The 23,929-nt window shown below is 51.4% G+C and carries 13 protein-coding genes, 3 rRNA genes and 1 pseudogene; 15 read left to right on the top strand and 2 right to left on the bottom strand.

Annotation, left to right across the window (positions count from 1 at the left end; genetic code table 11):
* Window positions 1-2: 2 nt before the first annotated feature.
* On the bottom strand, window positions 3-2,141 hold the full coding sequence (locus tag ACR9EC_RS05495) for a prolyl oligopeptidase family serine peptidase (RefSeq protein WP_435300483.1): 2,139 nt from the start codon (window positions 2,139-2,141) through the stop codon (window positions 3-5).
* An 87-nt stretch (window positions 2,142-2,228) separates the two neighbouring features.
* On the opposite strand from ACR9EC_RS05495, the gene ligA reads away from it, so the two are divergent.
* A complete protein-coding gene (gene ligA, locus ACR9EC_RS05490) occupies window positions 2,229-4,571 on the top strand; it encodes an NAD-dependent DNA ligase LigA (RefSeq protein WP_435300615.1) in 2,343 nt (780 codons plus the stop codon).
* A 238-nt stretch (window positions 4,572-4,809) separates the two neighbouring features.
* On the opposite strand, the gene ACR9EC_RS05485 is transcribed toward ligA, so the two are convergent.
* Window positions 4,810-4,983 carry a hypothetical protein gene (locus tag ACR9EC_RS05485; RefSeq protein WP_435300482.1) on the bottom strand — a complete coding sequence of 58 codons (174 nt, stop codon included), beginning with the start codon at window positions 4,981-4,983 and terminating at the stop codon, window positions 4,810-4,812.
* 277 nt (window positions 4,984-5,260) lie between these two features.
* Between ACR9EC_RS05485 and ACR9EC_RS05480 the strand changes: the two genes are divergently transcribed.
* The 14 genes and pseudogenes from ACR9EC_RS05480 (at window position 5,261) to cimA (ending at window position 23,889) form a co-directional block, all read left to right on the top strand.
* A 16S ribosomal RNA gene (locus ACR9EC_RS05480) occupies window positions 5,261-6,788 on the top strand.
* 394 nt (window positions 6,789-7,182) lie between these two features.
* Window positions 7,183-10,288: ribosomal RNA gene (locus tag ACR9EC_RS05475) — 23S ribosomal RNA — on the top strand.
* Between the two features lie 94 nt (window positions 10,289-10,382).
* Window positions 10,383-10,499: ribosomal RNA gene (rrf, locus tag ACR9EC_RS05470) — 5S ribosomal RNA — on the top strand.
* The 16S, 23S and 5S rRNA genes sit together here, the layout of an rRNA operon.
* A gap of 101 nt (window positions 10,500-10,600) precedes the next feature.
* Window positions 10,601-11,116: a hypothetical protein gene (locus ACR9EC_RS05465; protein ID WP_435300481.1), complete on the top strand. Its 516-nt coding sequence runs from the start codon at window positions 10,601-10,603 to the stop codon at window positions 11,114-11,116.
* A gap of 101 nt (window positions 11,117-11,217) precedes the next feature.
* Entirely contained in the window at window positions 11,218-11,514 is a 297-nt protein-coding gene (gatC, locus tag ACR9EC_RS05460) for an Asp-tRNA(Asn)/Glu-tRNA(Gln) amidotransferase subunit GatC (protein WP_435300480.1), read from the top strand.
* A 2-nt stretch (window positions 11,515-11,516) separates the two neighbouring features.
* Entirely contained in the window at window positions 11,517-13,028 is a 1,512-nt protein-coding gene (gene gatA, locus ACR9EC_RS05455) for an Asp-tRNA(Asn)/Glu-tRNA(Gln) amidotransferase subunit GatA (RefSeq protein ID WP_435300479.1), read from the top strand.
* On the top strand, window positions 13,028-14,533 hold the full coding sequence (gene gatB / locus ACR9EC_RS05450; RefSeq protein WP_435300478.1) for an Asp-tRNA(Asn)/Glu-tRNA(Gln) amidotransferase subunit GatB: 1,506 nt from the start codon (window positions 13,028-13,030) through the stop codon (window positions 14,531-14,533). Before gatA ends, gatB begins: the two co-directional genes overlap by 1 nt.
* Complete coding sequence (locus ACR9EC_RS05445; RefSeq protein ID WP_435300477.1) at window positions 14,502-15,113, top strand: GNAT family N-acetyltransferase; 612 nt, start codon at window positions 14,502-14,504, stop codon at window positions 15,111-15,113. The genes gatB and ACR9EC_RS05445 overlap by 32 nt, the downstream gene beginning before the upstream one ends.
* 468 nt (window positions 15,114-15,581) lie before the next feature.
* Window positions 15,582-17,431: pseudogene (locus tag ACR9EC_RS05440) on the top strand (acetolactate synthase large subunit).
* Window positions 17,432-17,446: 15 nt separating this feature from the next.
* Window positions 17,447-17,971: an acetolactate synthase small subunit gene (gene ilvN / locus ACR9EC_RS05435; RefSeq protein WP_435300476.1), complete on the top strand. Its 525-nt coding sequence runs from the start codon at window positions 17,447-17,449 to the stop codon at window positions 17,969-17,971.
* A gap of 47 nt (window positions 17,972-18,018) precedes the next feature.
* Complete coding sequence (gene ilvC / locus ACR9EC_RS05430) at window positions 18,019-19,056, top strand: ketol-acid reductoisomerase (RefSeq protein WP_435300475.1); 1,038 nt, start codon at window positions 18,019-18,021, stop codon at window positions 19,054-19,056.
* 280 nt (window positions 19,057-19,336) lie between these two features.
* On the top strand, window positions 19,337-20,380 hold the full coding sequence (locus ACR9EC_RS05425; protein ID WP_435300474.1) for a 3-isopropylmalate dehydrogenase: 1,044 nt from the start codon (window positions 19,337-19,339) through the stop codon (window positions 20,378-20,380).
* A 209-nt stretch (window positions 20,381-20,589) separates the two neighbouring features.
* The gene (locus ACR9EC_RS05420; RefSeq protein ID WP_435300473.1) at window positions 20,590-21,630 is read left to right on the top strand and encodes a branched-chain amino acid aminotransferase; all 1,041 of its coding nucleotides are present in this window, start codon (window positions 20,590-20,592) and stop codon (window positions 21,628-21,630) included.
* 672 nt (window positions 21,631-22,302) lie between these two features.
* Window positions 22,303-23,889 (top strand): citramalate synthase, encoded by a 1,587-nt coding sequence (cimA, locus tag ACR9EC_RS05415; protein ID WP_435300472.1) that lies wholly within the window; start codon window positions 22,303-22,305, stop codon window positions 23,887-23,889.
* Window positions 23,890-23,929 lie beyond the last annotated feature (40 nt).

Genomic DNA, 23,929 nt, shown 5'->3' with positions numbered 1-23,929 from the left:
GGTTAAGCGAGTTTCTCCCAAAGGAATTCGTAGGTGAGAGTAGCCATAAAAGCAGACTGTTTGTTGTCTGCAGCGCCGCCATGCCCACCTTCGATGTTTTCGTAGTAGGTCACGTTCTTGTTGGCTTCTAGTAACTTTGCAGCAAGCTTGCGGGCATGGCCTGGGTGCACACGGTCATCACGCGTAGAGGTAAGCAGCAAAACCGGCGGGTAGTCCTGTTGAGGGTCAAACAGGTGGTAGGGCGAGAACGTTTGAATATACTTCCACTGCTCTGGATCGTCCGGATCGCCGTATTCAGCCATCCACGAAGCTCCAGCAAGCAAATGCGTATAGCGTTTCATATCAAGCAGCGGTACCCCGATAACAACAGCCCCAAATAAATCTGGGTACTGAGTGAGCATGTTGCCAGTAAGAAGACCACCATTCGATCGCCCATCTGCACCTAAATGCGGTGTAGATGTGATCTTTCTGTCGATGAGGTCGCGGGCAACAGCCGAAAAGTCTTCGTACGCTTTATGCCGGTTTTCTTTAAGTGCAGCTTGATGCCAGCGCGGACCGTATTCACCTCCGCCACGAATATTCGCAACAACGTATGCTCCGCCGCGTGTTAACCACCCTCGTCCTAAAGCCCCCGAATAAGACGGTGTGAGGGAGATTTCGAAGCCTCCGTAGCCGTACAGCAAAGTAGGGGTCGTTCCGTCTAACGGTATATCCGTGCGATGAACAATGAAGTAAGGAATCCGTGTGCCATCACGTGACGTAGCGAAGTGCTGTTGAACGGTGAGCCCTTCCGCATCAAAAAATTCCGGCATGGACTTGAGCGGAACTAGCTGCGCGTCCTCGCCAATTTCATGTGCGGTAATAACTTTTTCAAGCGCAATACGGCTGAGCGCTGTGGGCGTGAGATAGTCAGTGGAAACAACCCACACGTCATCGTTACTTAAAGAATCAACAGCGCTGACGGAAACAGTGCCAAGCTGAGGCAACCCAGTAAACGGTACGTGCGTCCACGCCTGCGTCGCATCATCCGAAAAGAGCGGGTTGTGCAAGGGCGGAACAACAACTGAGACGCGGTTTTTTACATCCTCCATGACATTGAGGACGAGATAATTCTTTGTCCAGGCAGCTCCCGCAAGAGAAGTTGAGGGAGTGGGGGCGAACAAGACCGTAAATTCGCGTTTCCCTGCAAGGAAATCTTCGAATCGTGTAACGAGCAGGGAACCCGACACGTACGTAACGCCGTTGATAATCCAGTCGTCGCGTAGTTCTACCATGATCCACTCTGCGCGAACTGACACTTCCGCAGACCGCGGCACGTCAATGAGCGTAAGCGCCCCATCGTCGTGAAGTAAATAGGTTTCGGAGTTGTAGAACGCAAGGGAACGCCCCACAAAATTCCTTTCATACCCTGGAGTGAAGGAGTGCCATGCGGAGATGTACATGTCTTCGTGGACGCCCGCGTATACGGTTTGTGCATCGCGCATAGTTTGGCCGCGTTGTAGTTTTTTGACGACGCGAGGGTAACCAGACGACGTCAGAGTTGGCTGACCGTCTTCGTCGGGGCCAAAGTCTGTGTACACAAAGACTTCATTGATGTTTATCCACGTCATACCGCCTTTTGATTCTGGACGGTAAAACCCGCCGTCTTGTGGTGAGACGAAGGAGCGGGTGGCAAGATCGAACTCGCGGGTTTCGTCCGCGTCCGTGCCACCTTTGGAAAGAGCTATGAGTGCCCGGTCGAACGTTGGCCGCAGTAGTGAAGCGCCGTGGAAAACCCAGTTGATGTCTTCGGTTTCGCAGAGCGCGTCAACGTCAAGAAGCACATCCCACGCTGGTTTATCTTGTGCGTACTCTTCACGTGTTGTTCTGCGCCAGATTCCGCGAGGGTGTTGTGCGTCGCGCCAAAAATTGTAGAGGTAGTCTCCGGCGGCTGAGACCATAGCGATTTTGTCGTCTGAATCAAGCACTTCAAGGATGTCACTGTTGGTGTTTTTAAAGCTATGTGTGGCAGCGATGGTGCTGTTTACCGTGTCATTTTGTTCGCGCACCCAGGTGAGGGCTGCGTGTCCGTCAACTTCTTCTAACCACATGTAGGGGTCTGGGGTGTGATCTCCGGACAGTATGCCTTCATTAAACGTCATGTGTTCAGCCTATCTGTCTGTGCTACTTAAATTTTTACGTTTCGCTGTGTGCATGATGTCAGTGGGGCGTGGAAAATAGGGAGCGTGATGAATGAGCAAGAACCTGTCGTTCCTACCCATGGCGAAGTAGCACAAGGTGTTTCCGCGGAGACCTCGTCGGCCGCTGCCCTATTACACGGGGGCGCTACCGCAGCGACGCTTATGGAGCAGTGGGAAAAGTTGGCGGCTGTCGTTCGCGGCTACCAGTTTGATTACTACATTTCCGGTGAGTCTTCGATCCCTGATGCGGATTTTGATGAACTGTTGAAACAACTTGCTGCGTTGGAAGACCGTATGGGGGAGGTACCTGCAGGTTCGCCTACCTCAAAGGTTGGTGGTGGTTTCACCACAGAATTTGGGGAAGTCAATCACGTGCAGCGAATGCTGTCGCTTGATAATGCTTTTACTTTTGATGAGGTATCGGCGTGGGCTGATCGTGTGCATTCAGAACTTGGTTCCGTGGATGTCTCATATTTGTGTGAGGTCAAAATTGATGGTCTTGCTATTTCGCTGGTTTATGAAGACGGCGTTTTAGTCCGTGCAGTAACTCGCGGTGACGGTCGTACCGGCGAAGATGTCACGTTGAATGTGCGCACGATTCGATCTGTTCCGCAGAAACTTCAGGGTGATGCAGCTTCTCATCCGAAATTGGTGGAAATCCGCGGTGAGGTTTTCATGTCTGTCGCTGATTTTGAAGCGTTGAATGACGCGCAAACTGCTGCGGGCGGTAAGGTCTTTGCGAATCCACGTAACGCGGCGGCTGGTTCGTTGCGGCAGAAAGATCCTCGCATCACTGCGTCACGTTCGTTGTCGATGTACGCCCATGGCGTTGGCGCTTTGGAGTGGGATGGCCCAGCTCCAGTTACTCTTGTTCGTCAGTCGGATGTTTATGCGTTGTATGCGCAGTGGGGTATCCCGGTATCTAGCCATAATTCTGTTGAACATGGCTTGGATGCGGTGGCTGCGAAGATTGATTATTACGGTGAGCATCGTCATGACGTCGAGCATGAGCTTGATGGTTTTGTTATTAAGGTTGACGAGTTTTCTTCACAAAACCGGTTAGGTGCTACTAGTCGTGCACCACGCTGGGCTATTGCGTTTAAGTATCCTCCTGAGGAAGTGACCACTAAGCTCCTCGATATTTTGGTTAATGTCGGTAGGACTGGACGTGTAACTCCATTCGGTCAAATGGAACCGGTTGTTGTGGCTGGTTCGACGGTTTCTATGGCTACTCTTCATAATTTTTATGAGGTAAAACGTAAGGATGTTCGCCCTGGTGACACTGTTGTTATCAGGAAAGCGGGGGATGTGATCCCAGAGATTTTGGGTGCGGTTCCAGAGCTGCGTCCTGCAGGTTTGCCACAGTGGGAGGCGCCAACGCATTGTCCTTCGTGTGGGTCGGAGATTCGAGAAGCTAAAGAGGGCGACAAGGACTTGAGATGTCCTAACGCTCAGTCATGTCCTTCGCAATTGCGTGAACGAGTTTTTGCTATTGGTGCCCGTTCTGGTTTTGATATTGAGGCGTTGGGTTGGGAAGCCGCGGTGGCTTTGTGTGACCCTGATTCTTCTACGCCTCCTCATATTTTGGCGCAGCGTGCTGCTCAAAGTGAGCTGATGGGGCCGGAAGGTATCGATGAGCAACTGCGGCCGTTAATTCCGGTGTTAACTTCTGAAGCTCAGTTGTTTGATCTTGCAGATGAATCTTCGCAGTTACGTTCGCAGTTGCGTGATGTTGTTGTGTGGCGTGAGCGGAAACTGAAGTCGGGTAATAAGTGGGAACTGTTGCCGTACTTTTATTCGATAGCGACAGCGAAAAAGCCGTCGGCACCTACTGCAACAACGATCAAACTTTTTGAGGAGTTGGCAAAAGCTAAGAAGCAGCCTTTGTGGCGGGTGCTTGTTGCATTGTCGATACGTCACGTTGGACCTACTGCAGCGCGTGCTTTAGCGACTCAGTTTGTTTCGTTGGATCGTATTCGTGAGGCGTCACTTGAGGAGCTTGCTGCTGTTGAGGGCGTCGGTTCGACGATTGCTGTCTCAGTGAAGGAATGGTTCGCTGAAGAATGGCATGAAGCCATTGTTGATGCATGGCGTGCGGCAGGTGTTTCGTTGGAGGACGAAGTCGATGAGTCTGTTGTTCGCACATTGGAGGGTTTGACAGTTGTTGTAACTGGTGGACTTGAGGGATTCTCGCGTGATGGTGCAAAAGAGGCAATCATTTCGCGGGGTGGTAAAGCTGCCGGGTCGGTATCGAAGAAAACCGATTTTGTGGTGGTTGGAGAAAACGCGGGTTCGAAAGAAGCTAAAGCGATTGAACTGGGGCTTCGGATTTTGGATGAGGCAGGCTTTGTTTCTTTGCTAGCAGGTGGGCCGGAAGCTGTAGCTGAATAAATATGACTGGGTGTCGGTAGGCGCATTGTTGGCCTGTGTTTGGGGTCACGTGTTTGCCGGTGGCGGTGAGGCTATACGTGGCTGTAATGTTGTGTGAGCGCGCTGAGCGTGGGTGTTTATCTCGTTGGTTTTCTTCTTAAATCTTGGTTTGAGTTGAGGGCATGGATGGGGTAAGGTTAATACCCGGTTCGCACAGCGGGCCGTTTCTTCTCAATCTTATTGAGGTTCTTTCACTTCTTTAGTTAGATGTTGGTTTCAGTTTTTCAACTGATACTGAGTTTGACTGGTTGGTGTGGGTCTGGTAGGTTTGAGAGGTTGCCCCGGATGGGTTTGGCCGGTTTGTTTGGCTGGGTTTTGATGGTGTGTGGTTGTTGTTTGATATCTCAATAGTGTGTTTGATTGTTGATGCCATTAGGGCATTGTTGTGGTGTGTGTTTCCTGCTTTAGATGGGTGGGTTTCATGTGCTGTGGTGATGTTCGTTTTTATTTTTGGTATTCAAAAATGTTTTTTTGTTGTTAAACATTTCTTTTATTGTTTAATGATTCTGGTTTTGAAGGAACATGCGTGCACGTTGTGTGGGTGTGTTTTTTGATGCTAGTTGTTTTTTTGGATGCTGGTTTCAAATTTTAGTGCTGATGCTGTCGTGCGTTTTCCCGTGCGTGGTGTTGGTGTCTATGGATTTTATTTTTTCATGGAGAGTTTGATCCTGGCTCAGGACGAACGCTGGCGGCGTGCTTAACACATGCAAGTCGAACGATGATGAAGGGTGCTTGCACTTTTTTGATTAGTGGCGAACGGGTGAGTAACACGTGAGTAACCTGCCCCTTACTTCGGGATAACCATTGGAAACGGTGGCTAATACTGGATACGACCCATAGAGGCATCTTTTGTGGGTGGAAAGATTTTTTCGGTGAGGGATGGGCTCGCGGCCTATCAGCTTGTTGGTGGGGTGATGGCCTACCAAGGCGACGACGGGTAGCCGGCCTGAGAGGGCGACCGGCCACACTGGGACTGAGACACGGCCCAGACTCCTACGGGAGGCAGCAGTGGGGAATATTGCACAATGGGCGAAAGCCTGATGCAGCGACGCCGCGTGGGGGATGAAGGCCTTCGGGTTGTAAACCCCTTTCAGTAGGGAAGAAGCGAAAGTGACGGTACCTGCAGAAGAAGCGCCGGCTAACTACGTGCCAGCAGCCGCGGTAATACGTAGGGCGCAAGCGTTGTCCGGAATTATTGGGCGTAAAGAGCTCGTAGGCGGTTTGTCGCGTCTGCCGTGAAAACCCAACGCTTAACGTTGGGCTTGCGGTGGGTACGGGCAGGCTAGAGTGCGGTAGGGGTGACTGGAATTCCTGGTGTAGCGGTGGAATGCGCAGATATCAGGAGGAACACCGATGGCGAAGGCAGGTCACTGGGCCGCAACTGACGCTGAGGAGCGAAAGCATGGGGAGCGAACAGGATTAGATACCCTGGTAGTCCATGCCGTAAACGTTGGGCACTAGGTGTGGGGCTCATTCCACGAGTTCCGCGCCGTAGCTAACGCATTAAGTGCCCCGCCTGGGGAGTACGGCCGCAAGGCTAAAACTCAAAGGAATTGACGGGGGCCCGCACAAGCGGCGGAGCATGCGGATTAATTCGATGCAACGCGAAGAACCTTACCAAGGCTTGACATACACCGGAAACGGCTAGAGATAGTCGCCTCTTCGGACTGGTGTACAGGTGGTGCATGGTTGTCGTCAGCTCGTGTCGTGAGATGTTGGGTTAAGTCCCGCAACGAGCGCAACCCTCGTTCTATGTTGCCAGCACGTTATGGTGGGGACTCATGGAAGACTGCCGGGGTCAACTCGGAGGAAGGTGGGGATGACGTCAAATCATCATGCCCCTTATGTCTTGGGCTTCACGCATGCTACAATGGCCGGTACAAAGGGCTGCGATCCCGTGAGGGGGAGCGAATCCCAAAAAGCCGGTCTCAGTTCGGATTGGGGTCTGCAACTCGACCCCATGAAGTCGGAGTCGCTAGTAATCGCAGATCAGCAACGCTGCGGTGAATACGTTCCCGGGCCTTGTACACACCGCCCGTCAAGTCACGAAAGTTGGTAACACCCGAAGCCGATGGCCTAACCCCTTGTGGGAGGGAGTCGTCGAAGGTGGGATTGGCGATTGGGACTAAGTCGTAACAAGGTAGCCGTACCGGAAGGTGCGGCTGGATCACCTCCTTTCTAAGGAGCATATGCAATGCGCTAGGCGAGTGTTCTAGTGGTTGTGCTCATGGGTGGAACATTGACAAGCATTCCTTGATCATGTGCGTGTGCACGTAGTACCTGACTCTTTTTGTGGGGTTGGTGGAAGTGTGCGGGCGTGGGTGGTTGGGGTCAAACACACTGTTGGGTTATGAAACATCAACCCGGTTTTCTTATGTGCGCGTTCGTGCGTGTGTGGGGAAGGGTGTGAGGTTTTAGCCATGTCGCATGGATGACGCTGCTTGATGGTGGTGGTTGTTTGTGTGGGTGTGGTCGTTGTTTGAGAACTGGATAGTGGACGCGAGCATCTAATCAAAAAATGATTTTATGTCTTTTTTGGTGTCTGTGATTTTGTATGAAATTTTTTGTGTTTTGTTAAGTTTTTAAGAGCACATGGTGGATGCCTTGGCATTAGGAGCCGATGAAGGACGTTGTAGCCTGCGATAAGCCTCGGGGAGTTGGCAAACGAGCTGTGATCCGAGGGTGTCCGAATGGGGAAACCCACCCCAAGTCATGTTGGGGTACTCCTTGCTGAATATATAGGCAAGGTAGAGGGAACGTCGGGAAGTGAAACATCTCAGTACCGGCAGGAAAAGATATTCCGTGAGTATTGGCGAGAGAAAGCGGATAAGGCCAAACCATATGCGTGTGATACCCGGCAGGGGTTGCGTGTATGGGGTTGTGGGACCACGTGGTTCAAGCTGCCGTTTGAACACACAGTTATCAAGTATGCGTGTAGGTGAAACTCTTGGGAAAGAGTGGCGTAGAGGGTGATACCCCCGTAACTGAAACATGTATACCTGTGTCGTGGGATCCCAAGTAGCACGGGGCCCGAGAAATCTCGTGTGAATCTGCGAAGACCACTTCGTAAGCCTAAATACTACCTAATGACCGATAGCGGATCAGTACCGTGAGGGAATGGTGAAAAGTAGCCCGGGAGGGCAGTGAAATAGTACCTGAAACCATGTGCTTACAATCCGTCGGAGCCTCCCTCGTTGGGGTGACGGCGTGCCTTTTGAAGAATGAGCCTGCGAGTTAGTGCTCAGTGGCAAGGTTAACCCGTGTGGGGCAGCCGTAGCGAAAGCGAGTCTGAATAGGGCGAATGAGTCGCTGGGTCTAGACCCGAAGCGAAGTGATCTACCCATGGGCAGGTTGAAGCGCGGGTAAGACCGCGTGGAGGACCGAACCCACCTAGGTTGAAAACTGGGGGGATGACCTGTGGGTAGGGGTGAAAGGCCAATCAAACTTCGTGATAGCTGGTTCTCCCCGAAATGCATTTAGGTGCAGCCTTACATGTTTCTTACCGGAGGTAGAGCTACTGGATAGCCGATGGGCCTCACCAGGTTACTGACGTTAGCCAAACTCCGAATGCCGGTAAGTCAGAGTGTAGGAGTGAGACTGCGGGGGATAAGCTCCGTAGTCGAGAGGGAAACAGCCCAGACCACCAGCTAAGGCCCCTAAGCGTGTGCTAAGTGGGAAAGGATGTGGAGTTGCATAGACAACCAGGAGGTTGGCTTAGAAGCAGCCACCCTTGAAAGAGTGCGTAATAGCTCACTGGTCAAGTGATTCTGCGCCGACAATGTAGCGGGGCTCAAGTACACCGCCGAAGCTGTGGCATTCACATATGTACCTAGCCCCTTGTGGGTTCAGGTGTGTGGATGGGTAGGGGAGCGTCGTGTGGGCGATGAAGCTGCGGGGTAACCCAGTGGTGGAGACTACACGAGTGAGAATGCAGGCATGAGTAGCGAAAGACGGGTGAGAAACCCGTCCGCCGAATGATCAAGGGTTCCAGGGTCAAGTTAATCTGCCCTGGGTTAGTCGGGACCTAAGGCGAGGCCGACAGGCGTAGTCGATGGACAACTAGTTGATATTCTAGTACCGGTGAAACACCGCCCAACACAAAACACTATAAAACACCTCCCACACTGACGCATGCATAGCCTTCGGGTTGTGTGTGGTGATGTGTGCTGGGTGTGGCGTGGTGTGGCGTGAGCGTATGAACAGGGGTGACGCAGGAAGGTAGCCAAACCGTCGCGATGGTAGACGACGGCCAAGGATGTAGCTCAAGTCTTAGGTAAATCCGGGACTTATTAAGGGTGAGATCTGATGGGGTTAAGTTGGTGATCCTCTGCTGCCAAGAAAAACCTCGACGCGAGGTGTTAGCCGCCCGTACCCCAAACCGACTCAGGTGATCAAGTAGAGAATACTAAGGCGATCGAGATAATTATGGTTAAGGAACTCGGCAAAATGCCCCCGTAACTTCGGGAGAAGGGGGGCCCCAACCGTGATACACACACGCTGTGTTGAGCGGATCGGGGTCGCAGAGACCAGGGAGAAGCGACTGTTTACTAAAAACACAGGTCCGTGCGAAGACGCAAGTCGATGTATACGGACTGACGCCTGCCCGGTGCTGGAAGGTTAAGAGGACTGGTCAACCACCTTTGGTGGTGAAGCTGAGAATTTAAGCCCCAGTAAACGGCGGTGGTAACTATAACCATCCTAAGGTAGCGAAATTCCTTGTCGGGTAAGTTCCGACCTGCACGAATGGCGTAACGACTTCTCCGCTGTCTCAACCATAAACTCGGCGAAATTGCAGTACGAGTAAAGATGCTCGTTACGCGCAGCAGGACGGAAAGACCCCGGGACCTTTACTATAGCTTGGTATTGGTATTCGGTATTACATGTGTAGGATAGGTGGGAGACTATGAAGCATGCACGCTAGTGTGTGTGGAGTCATCGTTGAAATACCACTCTTGTGGTTTCGGATACCTCAACCTCGAACCCTAATCGGGTTCAGGGACAGTGCCTGGTGGGTAGTTTAACTGGGGCGGTTGCCTCCTAAAATGTAACGGAGGCGCTCAAAGGTTCCCTCAGCCTGGTTGGCAATCAGGTGGCGAGTGTAAGTGCACAAGGGAGCTTGACTGTGAGACTGACAGGTCAAACAGGGACGAAAGTCGGAACTAGTGATCCGGCCATGGCTTGTGGAAGCGTGGTCGCTCAACGGATAAAAGGTACCCCGGGGATAACAGGCTGATCTTGCCCAAGAGTCCATATCGACGGCATGGTTTGGCACCTCGATGTCGGCTCGTCGCATCCTGGGGCTGGAGTAGGTCCCAAGGGTTGGGCTGTTCGCCCATTAAAGCGGTACGCGAGCTGGGTTTAGAACGTCGTGAGACAGTTCGGTCCCTATCCGCTGCGCGCGCAGGAAACTTGAGAAGACCTGTCCCTAGTACGAGAGGACCGGGACGGACGAACCTCTGGTGTGCCAGTTGTACCGCCAGGTGCATGGCTGGTTAGCTACGTTCGGAAGGGATAACCGCTGAAAGCATCTAAGCGGGAAGCCTGCTTCAAGATAAGGTTTCCAACAACAATTGTTGTGAAGGCACCCACCAGACCAGTGGGTCGATAGGCCGGACGTGGAAGACAGGACTAACGACTGTCGCAGCTGACCGGTACTAATACGCCAACAACCTAACAACACACACACACTTACTGCACGCGTCCACTACCCAGCTCCCACACCACGACCCACCACCCCAACACACACGGGGTGAAACGATGGTGAACAAAACGTACGGCTGTCATAGCGTCAGGGAAACGCCCGGCCCCATTCCGAACCCGGAAGCTAAGCCTGACAGCGCCGATGGTACTGCACTAGCAATGGTGTGGGAGAGTAGGACACAGCCGACACACACATAACACGCCAGGCCCCACCACAACGGTGGGGCCTGACGTGTTTATATAGGGAGAATGCCTAATGAAACCACGCATGCTGTGTGTATTATTCCCCTATGGTCAATCAGGACATTTCTTCTTCAGTTGAGCAAGGCGTTGATGCTACAAAAAATCGTTGCACTGTCTCATTGATGCATGCGCTCATCGCTGTATGCGTGTTTCTTATAGTGGGAATTCTTGTTGGCACATATGTGATTAGCAGCGGACCGCGTAGCAATATACACATTGATTACTTTGATGCAGACGAAACGCCCACTCGTGCGGTGCTATCTGCCTTTAGTGCGGTAAACGTGCGTGACAAGCAATACTTTGAACAGCGAAACATGGAATATTTTTATGATGTATGGGCTGGTCCAGCCGGTATTATCCCGCATCTCCCACAGATGCATGCTGTTAACGTTACGAACGAAAGGCTGTCCAGTGATCAGCTTACGGGCTCAGTTCAAGTAGATTTTTTTACAACAGTAACTGACATATCAATGGATAGAGGAAGTATCTATGGATGGACCTTCTATCTAAAGCGAGAGAAAGCCGATCAGCCGTGGCGAATCGGTGATTGGGGTGCTGGATAACCTCGACTCGATCGACAAAGTAAAACCGCAGCAAAGAAACAGCGCTATTTCTAACATGAAACATAACCAAATACGCGTGTAAAACAAACTAGAATGGACCCATGTCCACTATTTCTCGTGATGAGGTCGCGCGCGTAGCTGCGCTTGCACGCATCGACTTGCGGCCCGAAGAGCTAGATCGTTTAGCGGGAGAACTCGAAGTTATCGTTAACTCTGTTGCACAAGTCAACACTGTTGCGACTCCTGATGTTCCTGCAACAAGCCACCCAATTCCACTTACTAATGTCTTTCGTGACGACACCCCAGTAACCCCTCTTGATCGCGACAAAGTATTAGCAGCTGCACCTGCAAGCGACGAAGGTAAGTTCCTAGTACCGCAGATCCTAGGGGAGGAATAGGAATGTCAGAAATCATCAAACTCTCAGCAGAGCAGATCGCTGAAAAACTTCAATCCGGAGAATTGACTTCCGTTGAAGTAACGCAAGCTTTCCTAGACCGAATTGCTGCTATCGATGAGACCATCAACTCTTTCATCGTTGTTACAGCAGACGATGCACTCGCCACAGCCGCAGAGGTAGACAAGCTACGTGCCGAAGGCGCACAGCTACACCCGCTAGCTGGTGTTCCTATTGCGGTCAAAGACGTTGTTGTTACTGACGGTGTGCAAACTACCGCAGGATCAAAAATGCTTGAGGGCTGGATCCCTCCATACGATGCGACACTCGTCGAAAAAATCAAAGAAGCAAAACTTCCAATCCTTGGTAAAACCAACATGGACGAATTCGCTATGGGTTCTTCCACAGAGCACTCAGCATACGGTCGTACCTTAAACCCGTGGGATATTGAACGAATCCCCGGTGGTTCTGGTGGAGGCTCCGCAGCAGCACTTGCAGCGTTTGAAGCTCCTCTAGCAATCGGTACAGACACAGGTGGATCGATTCGTCAGCCAGGTGCGGTAACGGGAACGGTTGGTGTTAAACCAACATACGGCTCAATTTCTCGTTATGGTCTTATCGCTATGGCTTCTTCGCTTGACCAGGCAGGCCCAGTAACTCGCACAGTTATGGACTCGGCCCTGCTGCACGAGCTCATTGGCGGACATGACCCTAAAGACTCCACGTCCTTACCTGAACCACAAACCGGGTATGTTGCTGCAGCACGCGAAGGTGCTCAAGGTGACCTGACCGGTGTGCGTGTGGGAATTGTTAAAGAGCTCAGCGGCGAAGGCTACCAAGAAGGCGTACAAGCTCGCTTCGACGAATCCGTTGAACTGTTACGTGCGGCTGGAGCAGAAATCGTTGAAGTTTCTTGCCCAAGCTTTGAACACGCGTTAGCAGCCTACTACCTCATCATGCCAGCTGAAGCGTCCTCAAACCTCGCAAAGTTTGATGGCATGCGTTTTGGTTTACGTGTTGAACCTACAGAAGGTCCCGTTACTGCAGAGCGCGTCATGTCAGCTACTCGTGGCGCCGGTTTTGGTGACGAAGTAAAACGACGCATCATTATCGGAACATATGCGTTGTCGTCTGGTTACTACGACGCGTACTACGGATCTGCTCAAAAAGTTCGTACGCTCATCCAACGCGACTTTAATGCGGCATTCGAAAAAGCGGACATCCTTATTTCACCGACTGCCCCAACAACAGCATTCAAATTTGGTGAAAAGCTTGACGATCCACTAGCCATGTACCTTAACGACATAGCAACAATTCCAGCTAACCTTGCAGGCGTGCCAGGTATGTCACTTCCTAATGGTCTTTCAGATGACGGAATGCCCGTAGGATTCCAAATCCTTGCACCGATACGTGAAGACGCACGCATGTATCGAGTCGGAGCAGCACTTGAAGCAGCTTTAGAGCGCAAATGGGGCGGTCCACTCTTGAACCAAGCACCAACCGTGGAGGCCAACTAATGAGCGGCATTGTAGATCTCGTTTATTTTGACGACGCTGTCGCAAAATATGATCCAGTACTTGGCATCGAAGTGCACGTAGAACTTGGTACACGTACCAAAATGTTCTGCGCCGCTGAAGTTGAGTTCGGTGGAGAGCCCAACACTCAAGTTACCCCCGTGTCGCTCGGGCTTCCCGGCGCATTACCTGTGGTGAATGGAAAAGCAGTAGAAGACGCAATCAAAATTGGTTTAGCGTTGAACTGCAAAATTGCAGAGACATGCCGTTTTGCACGCAAAAACTACTTCTACCCAGACGTCCCAAAGAACTTCCAAACATCGCAGTACGATGAGCCAATCGCTTATGACGGCTACCTCGATGTAGAACTTGAGGATGGCGAGATTTTCCGTGTTGAGATTGAACGTGCTCACATGGAAGAAGACGCTGGTAAAAACACACACGTCGGTGGTTCAACAGGGCGTATTCAAGGCGCAGAGTATTCGTTGATCGACTACAACCGTGCAGGAATTCCACTTGTAGAGATCGTGACACGCCCAATTACGGGTGCTGGCGAGCGAGCACCAGAAGTGGCGCGTGCATACGTACAGGCCTTGCGTGACATTTTCCGTGCATTAGAAGTATCTGAAGCACGCATGGAACGCGGAAACGTACGAGCAGACGTGAACCTGTCGCTTCGAGCTAACCCAGAAGCACCGCTAGGAACCCGCACCGAGACCAAGAACGTGAACTCTTTCCGTTCCATCGAACGTGCGGTTCGCTATGAAATTGAACGCCAAGCAGCAATTTTGGATGCTGGCGAAAAAGTTATTCAAGAGACTCGTCACTGGCATGAAGACGACAACACAACCAGCTCTGGTCGTGAAAAGTCAGACGCAGATGACTACCGCTACTTCCCAGAACCGGATCTTGTTCCTGTATCACCAAGCCGTGAATGGGTTGAAGAAATCCGGGCAGGGTTACCGGAACTTCCAGCAGTGAAGCGCCGCAGGCTAATCACTGAGTGGAGTTTCAGCGATGTTGAAATGCGCGATGTGATCAACGCTGGTGCTCTTGAACTTATCGAAGCAACTGTTGCTGCTGGTGCTGCTCCTGCGGCCGCACGTAAATGGTGGATGGGGCCGCTGTCTCGTAGTGCCAAGGAACAAGAAATTGATCTTGGCGACGTTAAAGTAACTCCGCAGCAGATCGCAGAACTGCAAGCACTCGTTGATTCAAAGCGCATCAACGACAAAATTGGGCGTCAAGTCCTTGAAGCAGTGCTTGCCGGTGAAGGTAACCCTGAAGAGATCGTTGTCGCAAAAGGACTTGAAGTTGTCTCGGACGACGGAGCTCTTCTTACTGTTATTGATGAGACTCTTGCAGCACAGCCAGACATCGTCGAAAAGGTGAAGTCTGGAAACATGGGCCCAATCGGTGCGATCATCGGTGCGGTTATGAAAGCAACCAAGGGTCAGGCTGACGCTGGACGAGTTCGTGAACTTGTTTTGGAACGGATTGGTTCTTGAGATGACTCGTGGACCAGAGATCGTTGGTGAGCTTGTACGGTTGCGTCCCATTGAAGCAAAAGATGCGCAGCGCATGTGGGAGTCGTTGCAAGACGATGAATCTATGCGCCTCACTGGGACTCACCGTACATTCACGCGTGAAGAAATCGATGAGTGGACACAAACGGTTTCATCGCGCGACGGACGATACGACTTTGCTATGACATCACTTGCGGTCACTAAAGAAGGGACTGTGAGCGATGAAATGATTGGGGAGATTGTCATCAACGAGATTGATGACATTGCACGTAGCGCAAATATGCGGTTGCAGTCCTTGCCTCAATATCGTGGCCGAGGGTACGGACGTGAAGCGATTTCTTTGGTCTTAGATTTTGCGTTTTCGCCACAACCTCATGGCGCTGGTTTGCACCGGTTGTCGTTGGACGTGCTCAGCATTAATCCGCGTGCGCGGATGTTGTATGAGTCGTTGGGGTTTGTGCAAGAGGGCGTGCTCCGTGATGCGCATTTCGATGGTGAAAACTATTGCGATGTGATTCTGATGAGCATCCTTGAGGACGATTACGAGTCGTCGACGTCTTGACGTTGTTATGTGTGGGGTCTTCTGAATAGTTCAGAAGGCCCCACACATGTTTTGTCGCGGTAATGCACGAGGAAAGCCTTTATCTGTGCGGTTTTCCTTCTATCTGACGCGTCCACAGAATGAATCTCAAGTCTTAGAATGTGAGACTGTCGGGATGAAGTGTGACAACAGGAGTGGTAGAGGCGTACTCTGCTTCTATGCGTTACACAATTCTTCTAGTCGTTATCTAGCGCGTTGGCCGAGCTAACACGTTAAGTCTTGTCAACGCGCTTACCCTCCCAGACACCTCACCGGTGTGGAGGGTTTTTTCATGTCACAAGAAAATGACATGAGGTTTCTGGCTCAAAAGGCAAAAGGAACTAGTACATGCATTGCCCGCCTGAGGTGCACGCCAAAGGCACACGATGTCCTAATGAGCAAGACCCGCTGCCCATAACTCCACAATAGTTAGAGAAACAGGAGAACCACATGGTCCAGGGTGAGACGCCAGCGGCAAAGCCGCAGGCACCCAAACCTGCTCCAACTCCGGCCGCCATAGCGCGCTCTTCACAAGGCGCTGTGTCATCAGAGAAATGCACAGGCGCTGAATCGATCATTAGGTCACTAGAAGAAGTAGGCGTGGACGTCGTCTTCGGTATTCCAGGCGGAGCGATACTGCCGACATATGACCCACTGATGGATTCAAAAAAAGTCCGTCACATTTTGGTTCGTCATGAGCAAGGCGGCGGGCACGCTGCTGCAGGATATGCACATGCAACGGGTCGAGTCGGAGTCACCATGGCTACGTCTGGGCCGGGTGCAACTAATCTTGTCACCCCCATCGCTGACGCAAACATGGATTCAATCCCGCTGGTTGCTATCACAGGGCAGGTGGGTGCGTCACTTATTGGAACAGACGCTTTCCAAGAGGCTGACATTGTTGGCATTACTCTCCCGGTTACAAAACACAATTTTCTTGTAACTGATCCAGCAGAAATTCCGCGCACAATTGCGGAAGCTTTTCCACATTGCGCAGACAGGTCGTCCGGGACCAGTTCTGGTTGACATCGCAAAATCGGCGATGCAAACAGAGACAACCTTTTCTTGGCCGCAAGACATCAACTTGCCTGGATACCACCCAGTAACAAAACCGCACAGTAAGCAAATTAAGGAAGCTGCTCGCCTTCTAGCGACTGCTCGACGTCCAGTCTTGTATGTTGGTGGAGGAATCATCCGATCTGGCGCAGCAGAACACTTGCGTAAACTTACAGATCTTTCTGGCGCAGCAGTCGTTACGACGCTCATGGCACGTGGTGCATTACCTGATTCTCACCCACAACACTTGGGTATGCCAGGCATGCACGGGACGGTGCCCGCAGTTGCTGCACTCCAAAAAGCTGATCTTATTGTTGCTTTGGGTGCACGTTTTGACGACCGCGTAACAGGAAAAGCTTGATTCGTTTGCACCACATGCAACCATCGTTCATGCGGATATAGACCCCGCAGAGATCGGGAAGAATCGTGTTGTTGATGTGCCTATCGTGGGCGATCTAAAAGAAGTTATTACTGACCTTCTTCCTGAACTTACTCGCGAACACGAGAAAAACGGTAAGCCAGATGTTGAAGGCTGGTGGAACCAAATTAACTCGTGGCGCCAGACTTACCCGCTGGGATATACCGAAACCAACGATGGGCTCCTTGCCCCACAACATGTTTTAGGGCGCCTGTCAGAAATTTCAGGCCCAGATTCTATTTATGTTGCGGGTGTTGGGCAGCACCAAATGTGGGCTTCGCAGTTCATCAAGTATGAGCGTCCAAATACGTGGATTAACTCTGGTGGTTTAGGGACGATGGGATTCTCTATTCCTGCCGCAATGGGTGCAAAAGTTGGTCAACCTGACCGAACTGTGTGGGCGATCGATGGTGATGGTTGCTTCCAAATGACAAACCAAGAGCTTGCCACCTGCACCATCAACGACATACCGATCAAGGTTGCACTTATCAACAACTCTTCGTTGGGTATGGTCCGTCAGTGGCAAACACTGTTCTATAACGAACGGTATTCAAACACAGACCTGCACACTGGTCATGGAACCCGCCGCGTTCCAGACTTTGTAAAGCTTGCAGACGCCTATGGCTGTGTAGGTATTCGTGTTGAGCATGCGAACGAAGTTGATGCTGCGATCAAACGTGCCGAAGAAATAAATGACGTGCCTGTTCTTGTCGATTTCAATGTGTCACGTAACTCCATGGTGTGGCCGATGGTTGCGGCAGGCGTATCAAATGACGACATCCAGTACGCCCGCGGGATTTCTCCTGCGTGGGATCGTGAAGACTAAGAGAGGAATACACCAATGTCACGTCACACCCTCTCCGTTCTTGTAGAAAACAAGCCAGGTGTTCTTACCCGAATTGCCGGTTTGTTTGCTCGACGATCCTTCAACATCCACTCTCTTGCTGTTGGGCCAACCGAACATGAAGAGCTTTCTCGCGTAACGGTTGTTGTTGATGTAGATGAGTTGCCTTTGGAACAAGTCACCAAGCAGCTCAACAAACTCATTAACGTCATCAAGATTGTTGAATTAGAACCACAATCAGCAGTTCAGCGTGAACTTATGCTCGTAAAAGTGCGTGCAGACGCAGCAACGCGTTCCGGTGTTGTTGAAGTAGTGCAGTTGTTCAGGGCTCATGTCGTCGACGTCGTGCCAGACGCGGTCACTATTGAAGCAGTGGGGAACCCAGACAAACTTGCTGCGTTGTTGAACGCACTTGAACCGTACGGTATTCGCGAAATCGTGAAATCTGGAACAGTCGCTATTAGTCGCGGCCCACGTTCCATGACTGACCGCGCTTTGGAACGCTCCACGCGCAATAACTAACCCATTTACACTTAAGTCAAACATCAAACTTATAAGGAGACACTCCGGTGGCTGAACTTTTCTACGACGACGATGCAGACCTGTCGATCATCCAAAACAAGAAGGTTGCTGTAATCGGTTACGGCAGCCAAGGGCACGCGCACGCACTCAACTTGCGTGACTCTGGCGTAGACGTTCGCGTTGGCCTTCGCCCAGGTTCTTCTTCTGCTGTGAAGGCAGAAAACGAAGGTCTCAAGGTTTTGCCAGTAGGCGAAGCAGTGGCAGAGGCTGACGTTGTTGTCATCCTGACCCCGGACCAAGTGCAGCGCACTGTCTATGCTGAAGAAATTGCGCCAAACCTTCAAGACGGAGCGGCGTTGGTATTCGGTCACGGCTTTAACATCCGTTTCGGATACATTAAGCCAGAAGCTGGCCATGACATCCTCATGGTTGCGCCTAAGGGTCCAGGGCACCTTGTTCGTCGCGAATACGTTGACGGCCGTGGCGTTCCAGTGATCGTTGCTGTTGAGCAGGATGCTTCGGGTGCAGCGTGGGATCTTGCGCTGTCGTACGGTAAGGCAATTGGTGGTTTGCGTGCAGCAGGCATCAAGACAACCTTCACTGAAGAAACCGAAACTGACCTCTTTGGTGAGCAGGCTGTTTTGTGCGGTGGTGCATCACAGCTCGTTCAGTACGGTTTTGAGGTTCTTACCGAAGCTGGCTACCAGCCACAGGTTGCATACTTTGAGGTTCTTCACGAACTTAAACTCATCGTTGACCTTATGTGGGAGGGCGGCATCGCTAAGCAGCGTTGGTCCGTTTCTGACACTGCTGAATACGGTGACTATGTTTCTGGTCCACGCGTTATCACCCCTGAAGTTAAAGAGAACATGAAGGCTGTTCTTGCTGACATTCAGAACGGTGCATTTGCTGAGCGTTTCATCAATGACCAAGAAGCTGGCGGGCCAGAGTTCAAGGAACTTCGTGCGAAGGGTGAAGCGCACCCAATCGAAGCAACAGGTCGTGAACTTCGTAAACTTTTCGCTTGGAGCAAGCGCGAAGGTGACAACACCGCTGACTACGTCGAAGGTTCCGTCGCTCGTTGATCGTAGGTAATAACGCAGCGTAGCAAGTTGTTGCCGTAGAGCAATGGTCGTTGTGAACCTGAGCCATAAGCGCTGAGGGTTCCGTCGCTCGTTGATCGTAGGTAATAACGCAGCGTAGCAAGTTGTTCGTTGTTTTCCGTTAGGGGTCTATAGCAGTGGTTGCTGCTATAGGCCTCTTGCGTGTTTCTGGGGTGTAGAGGTTTTGGCTGTTCAACCACAAGTGTGATCACATAGTGGTCACGGTATCCCGATAGATGGACTGCGGGATTAACATGAGTTCATGACGAAGAACATCGACCTTGCAGTAATCGCAGGTGACGGAATCGGTATTGAGGTAGTTGAGCAAGGACTTCAAGTACTTGAAGCAGCACTTGCTAAGTCTGATGTTTCACTCAGCACTACAGACTTCAACCTTGGGGCAAAGCGCTGGCATGAAACCGGCGAAACATTAACCGATGAGGATCTAGCCGCGATTAAAACCCGTGACGCAATCCTGCTTGGCGCGATTGGCGACCCGAGCGTTCCATCTGGTGTTCTTGAACGAGGTCTGCTCCTCAAACTACGTTTTACACTCGACCACTATGTGAACCTGCGCCCGGGGAAGCTGTATGAGGGTGTGAAATCTCCTCTTGCAGAACCTGGCGATATTGACTTCGTCGTCGTGCGGGAAGGCACAGAAGGACCATACGTCGGTAATGGTGGCGCTATTCGTGTAGGAACTCCTGCAGAAGTTGCAAACGAAGTTTCAGTGAACACGGCGTTCGGTGTTGAACGTGTTGTTCGTGATGCATTCGCGCGCGCGGCTGCCCGTGAGCGTAAACATGTGACGCTGGTGCATAAGCACAACGTCCTCGTGCATGCTGGGCACTTGTGGCGACGCACAGTAGAACGCGTTAACGCTGAGTTCCCAGAGGTTACAACTGACTACCTTCACGTAGATGCAGCCACAATATTCTTGACGACGAACCCATCGCGTTTCGACGTTATCGTTACCGATAACCTATTCGGTGACATTCTGACTGACCAAGCTGCTGCTATCACCGGTGGTATTGGCCTTGCGGCTTCGGCCAACATCAACCCAGACCGAACCGCTCCATCAATGTTTGAGCCAGTGCATGGTTCCGCCCCAGATATTGCAGGTCAAGGCAAAGCAGATCCAACCGCAACGGTTCTTTCTGTCGCAATGCTTCTTGATCACCTCGGCTATGCAGAAGAATCCAAAACTGTAGAAGCAGCTGTAGCTGCTGACCTCGTTGAACGGGGAAGTACAGTACGGTCAACAGCTGAAGTTGGTGAAGATATCGCTGCGCGAGTTCGCGGCTAATCGCATTATCTTCGTGAGGGCGTGTACTCGGCTCCTATAATGAGACCACTGTGTGTTGTGACTGTTACTACTACATGGCAGTCACAACACACCACGAGGTCGTCCGGTGAAAGGCCCCTACATGAGTTCTCAATTTGAAACTCCCTCAATAAACCTTGAGGAAGCAGTATCACGATTTGAAGTGTTCCCAACTGATACACCGTCGTCTGTTGAAGAACGCGAAGCTTTTAAAAGCAAACCCGAAGTTCGGTACAGTCTTTACCGATCACATGTCTGTGATGTCATGGAATGCAGATCAAGGTTGGGCTAACCACAGGGTTACACAGTACGGTCCGTTACAGCTTGACCCTGCCGCTGCGGTTCTTCATTATGGGCAAGAGGTGTTTGAAGGCCTCAAAGCGTACAAACACGCAGACGGATCAGTATGGTCTTTTAGGCCTGAAGCAAACGCACAACGTTACATTCGGTCTGCCTACCGCTTAGCTTTGCCAGAACTTCCAGTGCAGGACTTTTTAGGGTCTGTAGCAGCGCTAGTGCGCATGGACATCGACTGGATACCGACGCAAGAGGAAGCTTCGCTGTATTTACGCCCGTTCATGATTGCAACGGAAGCGTTTTTGGGCGTGCGTCCAGCTCGTGAGGCAGAGCATATTGTTATCGCTTCACCTGCTGGCCCATACTTCTCGGGTGGAGTGAAACCGGTCAGTATTTGGATCACTCAAGAATACGCGCGCGCTGGACACGGCGGTACGGGTGAAGCTAAATGTGGTGGTAACTATGCGGCTTCGTTATTGCCGCAAACACAGGCCGCGCAGCATGGCTTTGATCAGGTTTGTTTCCTTGATGGCACTGATAACCCAGCAATTGAAGAACTCGGTGGCATGAACGTGTTCTTTGTAAAAGCAAACGGAGACGTTGTAACACCTGCTTTGTCGGGTTCTATTCTTCATGGCATTACTCGTTCTTCGATTCTGCAACTGATTGCAGATCGCGGAGTAAAAGTAACTGAAGAGCGCATTCAACTCACACAACTGAAATCCATGTTGGAGTCGGGAGAAATTGCTGAAGCTTTTGCGTGCGGTACAGCAGCAGTGGTTACCCCTATTGGGCGTTTAGCAGACACTACTTTTGATATCGCCATTAATGATGGTGAGCCTGGAAAGTTCACCATGGATATCCGTGAGGAACTTACAGACATTCAAAACGGTAGGCGTCCAGACCGTCACGGCTGGCTTACCCGCCTCGCATAAACGCATTGTGGGCCCCGAACATATTGTTCGGGGCCCACAGCTTTATTGAGGTGTGTGGAGGTTAAGCAGTTTCAGTTAGTAAAGCCTCATTTCGTTTACCTGCGAGCATGCCGATGCTGTATGCACAGAGAATGGGGCCAAGAATAGCGATAGCGGTTGTGACATCGGGCAGCGAAGCAAGAGAGTTAAAACCGGCTATGTTGTCAGTCTGTGCGCGATATAACATAAGAGCTGACCCAATGGTTGTTTCCGTGACGTAACCAATGATGTTCCCTGTTATTACTCAGTAACAACAGATAAATAAAAAAATTCTGTTTTAATAAAATTGGGACTTTTTATATAAAATGAATGTTTCGAACTTCGCAGAGTCCTCTGTGTGTATGCCACTAGCGCAACGGGGATACATGCTGAGACAGCCTTTGCAGATATATGCACATGTGTAAGAATGTGAGACATGGCACTGTGGCACGTCATTATTATCGCTTAGCGCGTTTGAACAGCAGCACACCCGCTGCACACCAAGCGCGCAAACCTCCCACGCAATTTCGGGAGGTTTTTTTGTTGAAGAAGCACACAACGCACCGTTCAACGCTAGCCACAACCGCACCACCATGTGGGAAAATATGGCGGGACAACTGGAGTACCCGCACCACCATGTGAAACGAGATACCCGTGAACTTCCACGTATACGACACGACACTACGCGATGGCGCACAACAAGAAGGCATCAACCTTTCGGTCGCAGACAAGCTCGCCATAGCGCCACTTCTTGACGAACTAGGCGTGGGCTTCATCGAAGGTGGATGGCCGGGTGCCGTACCCAAAGACACAGACTTCTTTACACGAGCGAAAAACGAACTCAACCTAAAAAATGCAGTTCTCGCAGCCTTCGGAGCAACCCGCAAAGTAGGCTTGCGTGCCGCTGAAGATCCGCAAGTTCTCGCTCTCCTCAACTCAGAAGCGCCAGTGGTTACACTCGTCGCAAAATCAGACATCCGTCATGTTGAACGCGCGTTGAAAACAGACGGCACAGAAAACCTGAAAATGATTGAGGACACCGTCACATTCCTCACCCAAGAAGGAAGACGCGTCTTCATCGACGCAGAACACTTCTTTGACGGATACCAGTACGACCCCACATATTCGCGTAACACAGTGCTGGCCGCATTTGAAGCAGGCGCTGAAGTCGTCTGCCTATGCGACACAAACGGTGGCATGCTGCCCCACTGGGTAACAGACATCGTCGGCGACCTCCACCAAGCGACAGCCGGACACGGCATTCTCGGAATGCACGCACACAACGACTCAGGTTGCGCAATCGCAAACACCCTCGCTGCTATCGACGCCGGATGCGAACACTTCCAAGGCACAATAAACGGTTACGGTGAACGCACCGGAAACGTCGACCTCGTAGCAACAATAGCTAACCTAGAACTCAAGTATGGTCGCAAAGTCTTACAAGGAAACCTAGACGATGCCACCTGGGTGTCACATGCAATCTCAGAAATAACAAACATCTCCCCATTTGCCCGTCAACCCTATGTGGGAGCCAGCGCCTTTGCGCACAAAGCAGGATTGCACGCCTCTGCAATCAAAGTAGATGCAGACCTGTACCAGCACACAGACCCAACACGTGTGGGCAACGACATGCGCATGCTCGTCTCTGACATGGCCGGACGAGCCTCTATCGAACTCAAAGGACGCGAACTAGGCTTCGACCTTTCCGGTAGGCCAGAAATCCTCACCGCAGTAACCAACCGAATCAAAAAAGCCGAAGCGCAGGGTTACACCTACGAAGCAGCAGACGCATCATTTGAACTCGTACTCATTGAAGAAGTCACAGGCTCCCGCCCAGAATACTTCCAAGTCGAATCATGGCGAACACTCGTAGAACGAACCGGGCGTAGAGGAACAGAAGCCCTCGCAGAAGCAACCGTGAAACTAACCTCCGGCGGAGAACGCGTCATCGTCACCGGTGAAGGAAACGGTCCCGTTAACGCACTCGACCAAGCATTACGCCAAGCCCTAGAGCGCGTCTACCCAGAAATCGCGAAATTTGAACTCATTGACTTCAAAGTTCGAATCCTAGACCAAGAACAAGGCACCGACGCTATTACTCGCGTACTCATCGAATCCACAGACGGAAAAACCTCATGGTCAACTGTGGGTGTTGGCCCAAACATACTTGAAGCATCATGGGAAGCCCTGACCGACTCTGCGATTTACGGCCTCATACACGCCGGCGTAAAACCAGTGTGACGGTGAGGCACCACACACCAAAACTATGCGTGTACAGGCG

Origin of the sequence: Timonella sp. A28 (assembly GCF_051200815.1) — a bacterium.
Classification (GTDB): Bacteria; Actinomycetota; Actinomycetes; order Actinomycetales; family Cellulomonadaceae; genus Timonella.
This window is presented reverse-complemented; position numbering and strand designations above follow the sequence as displayed.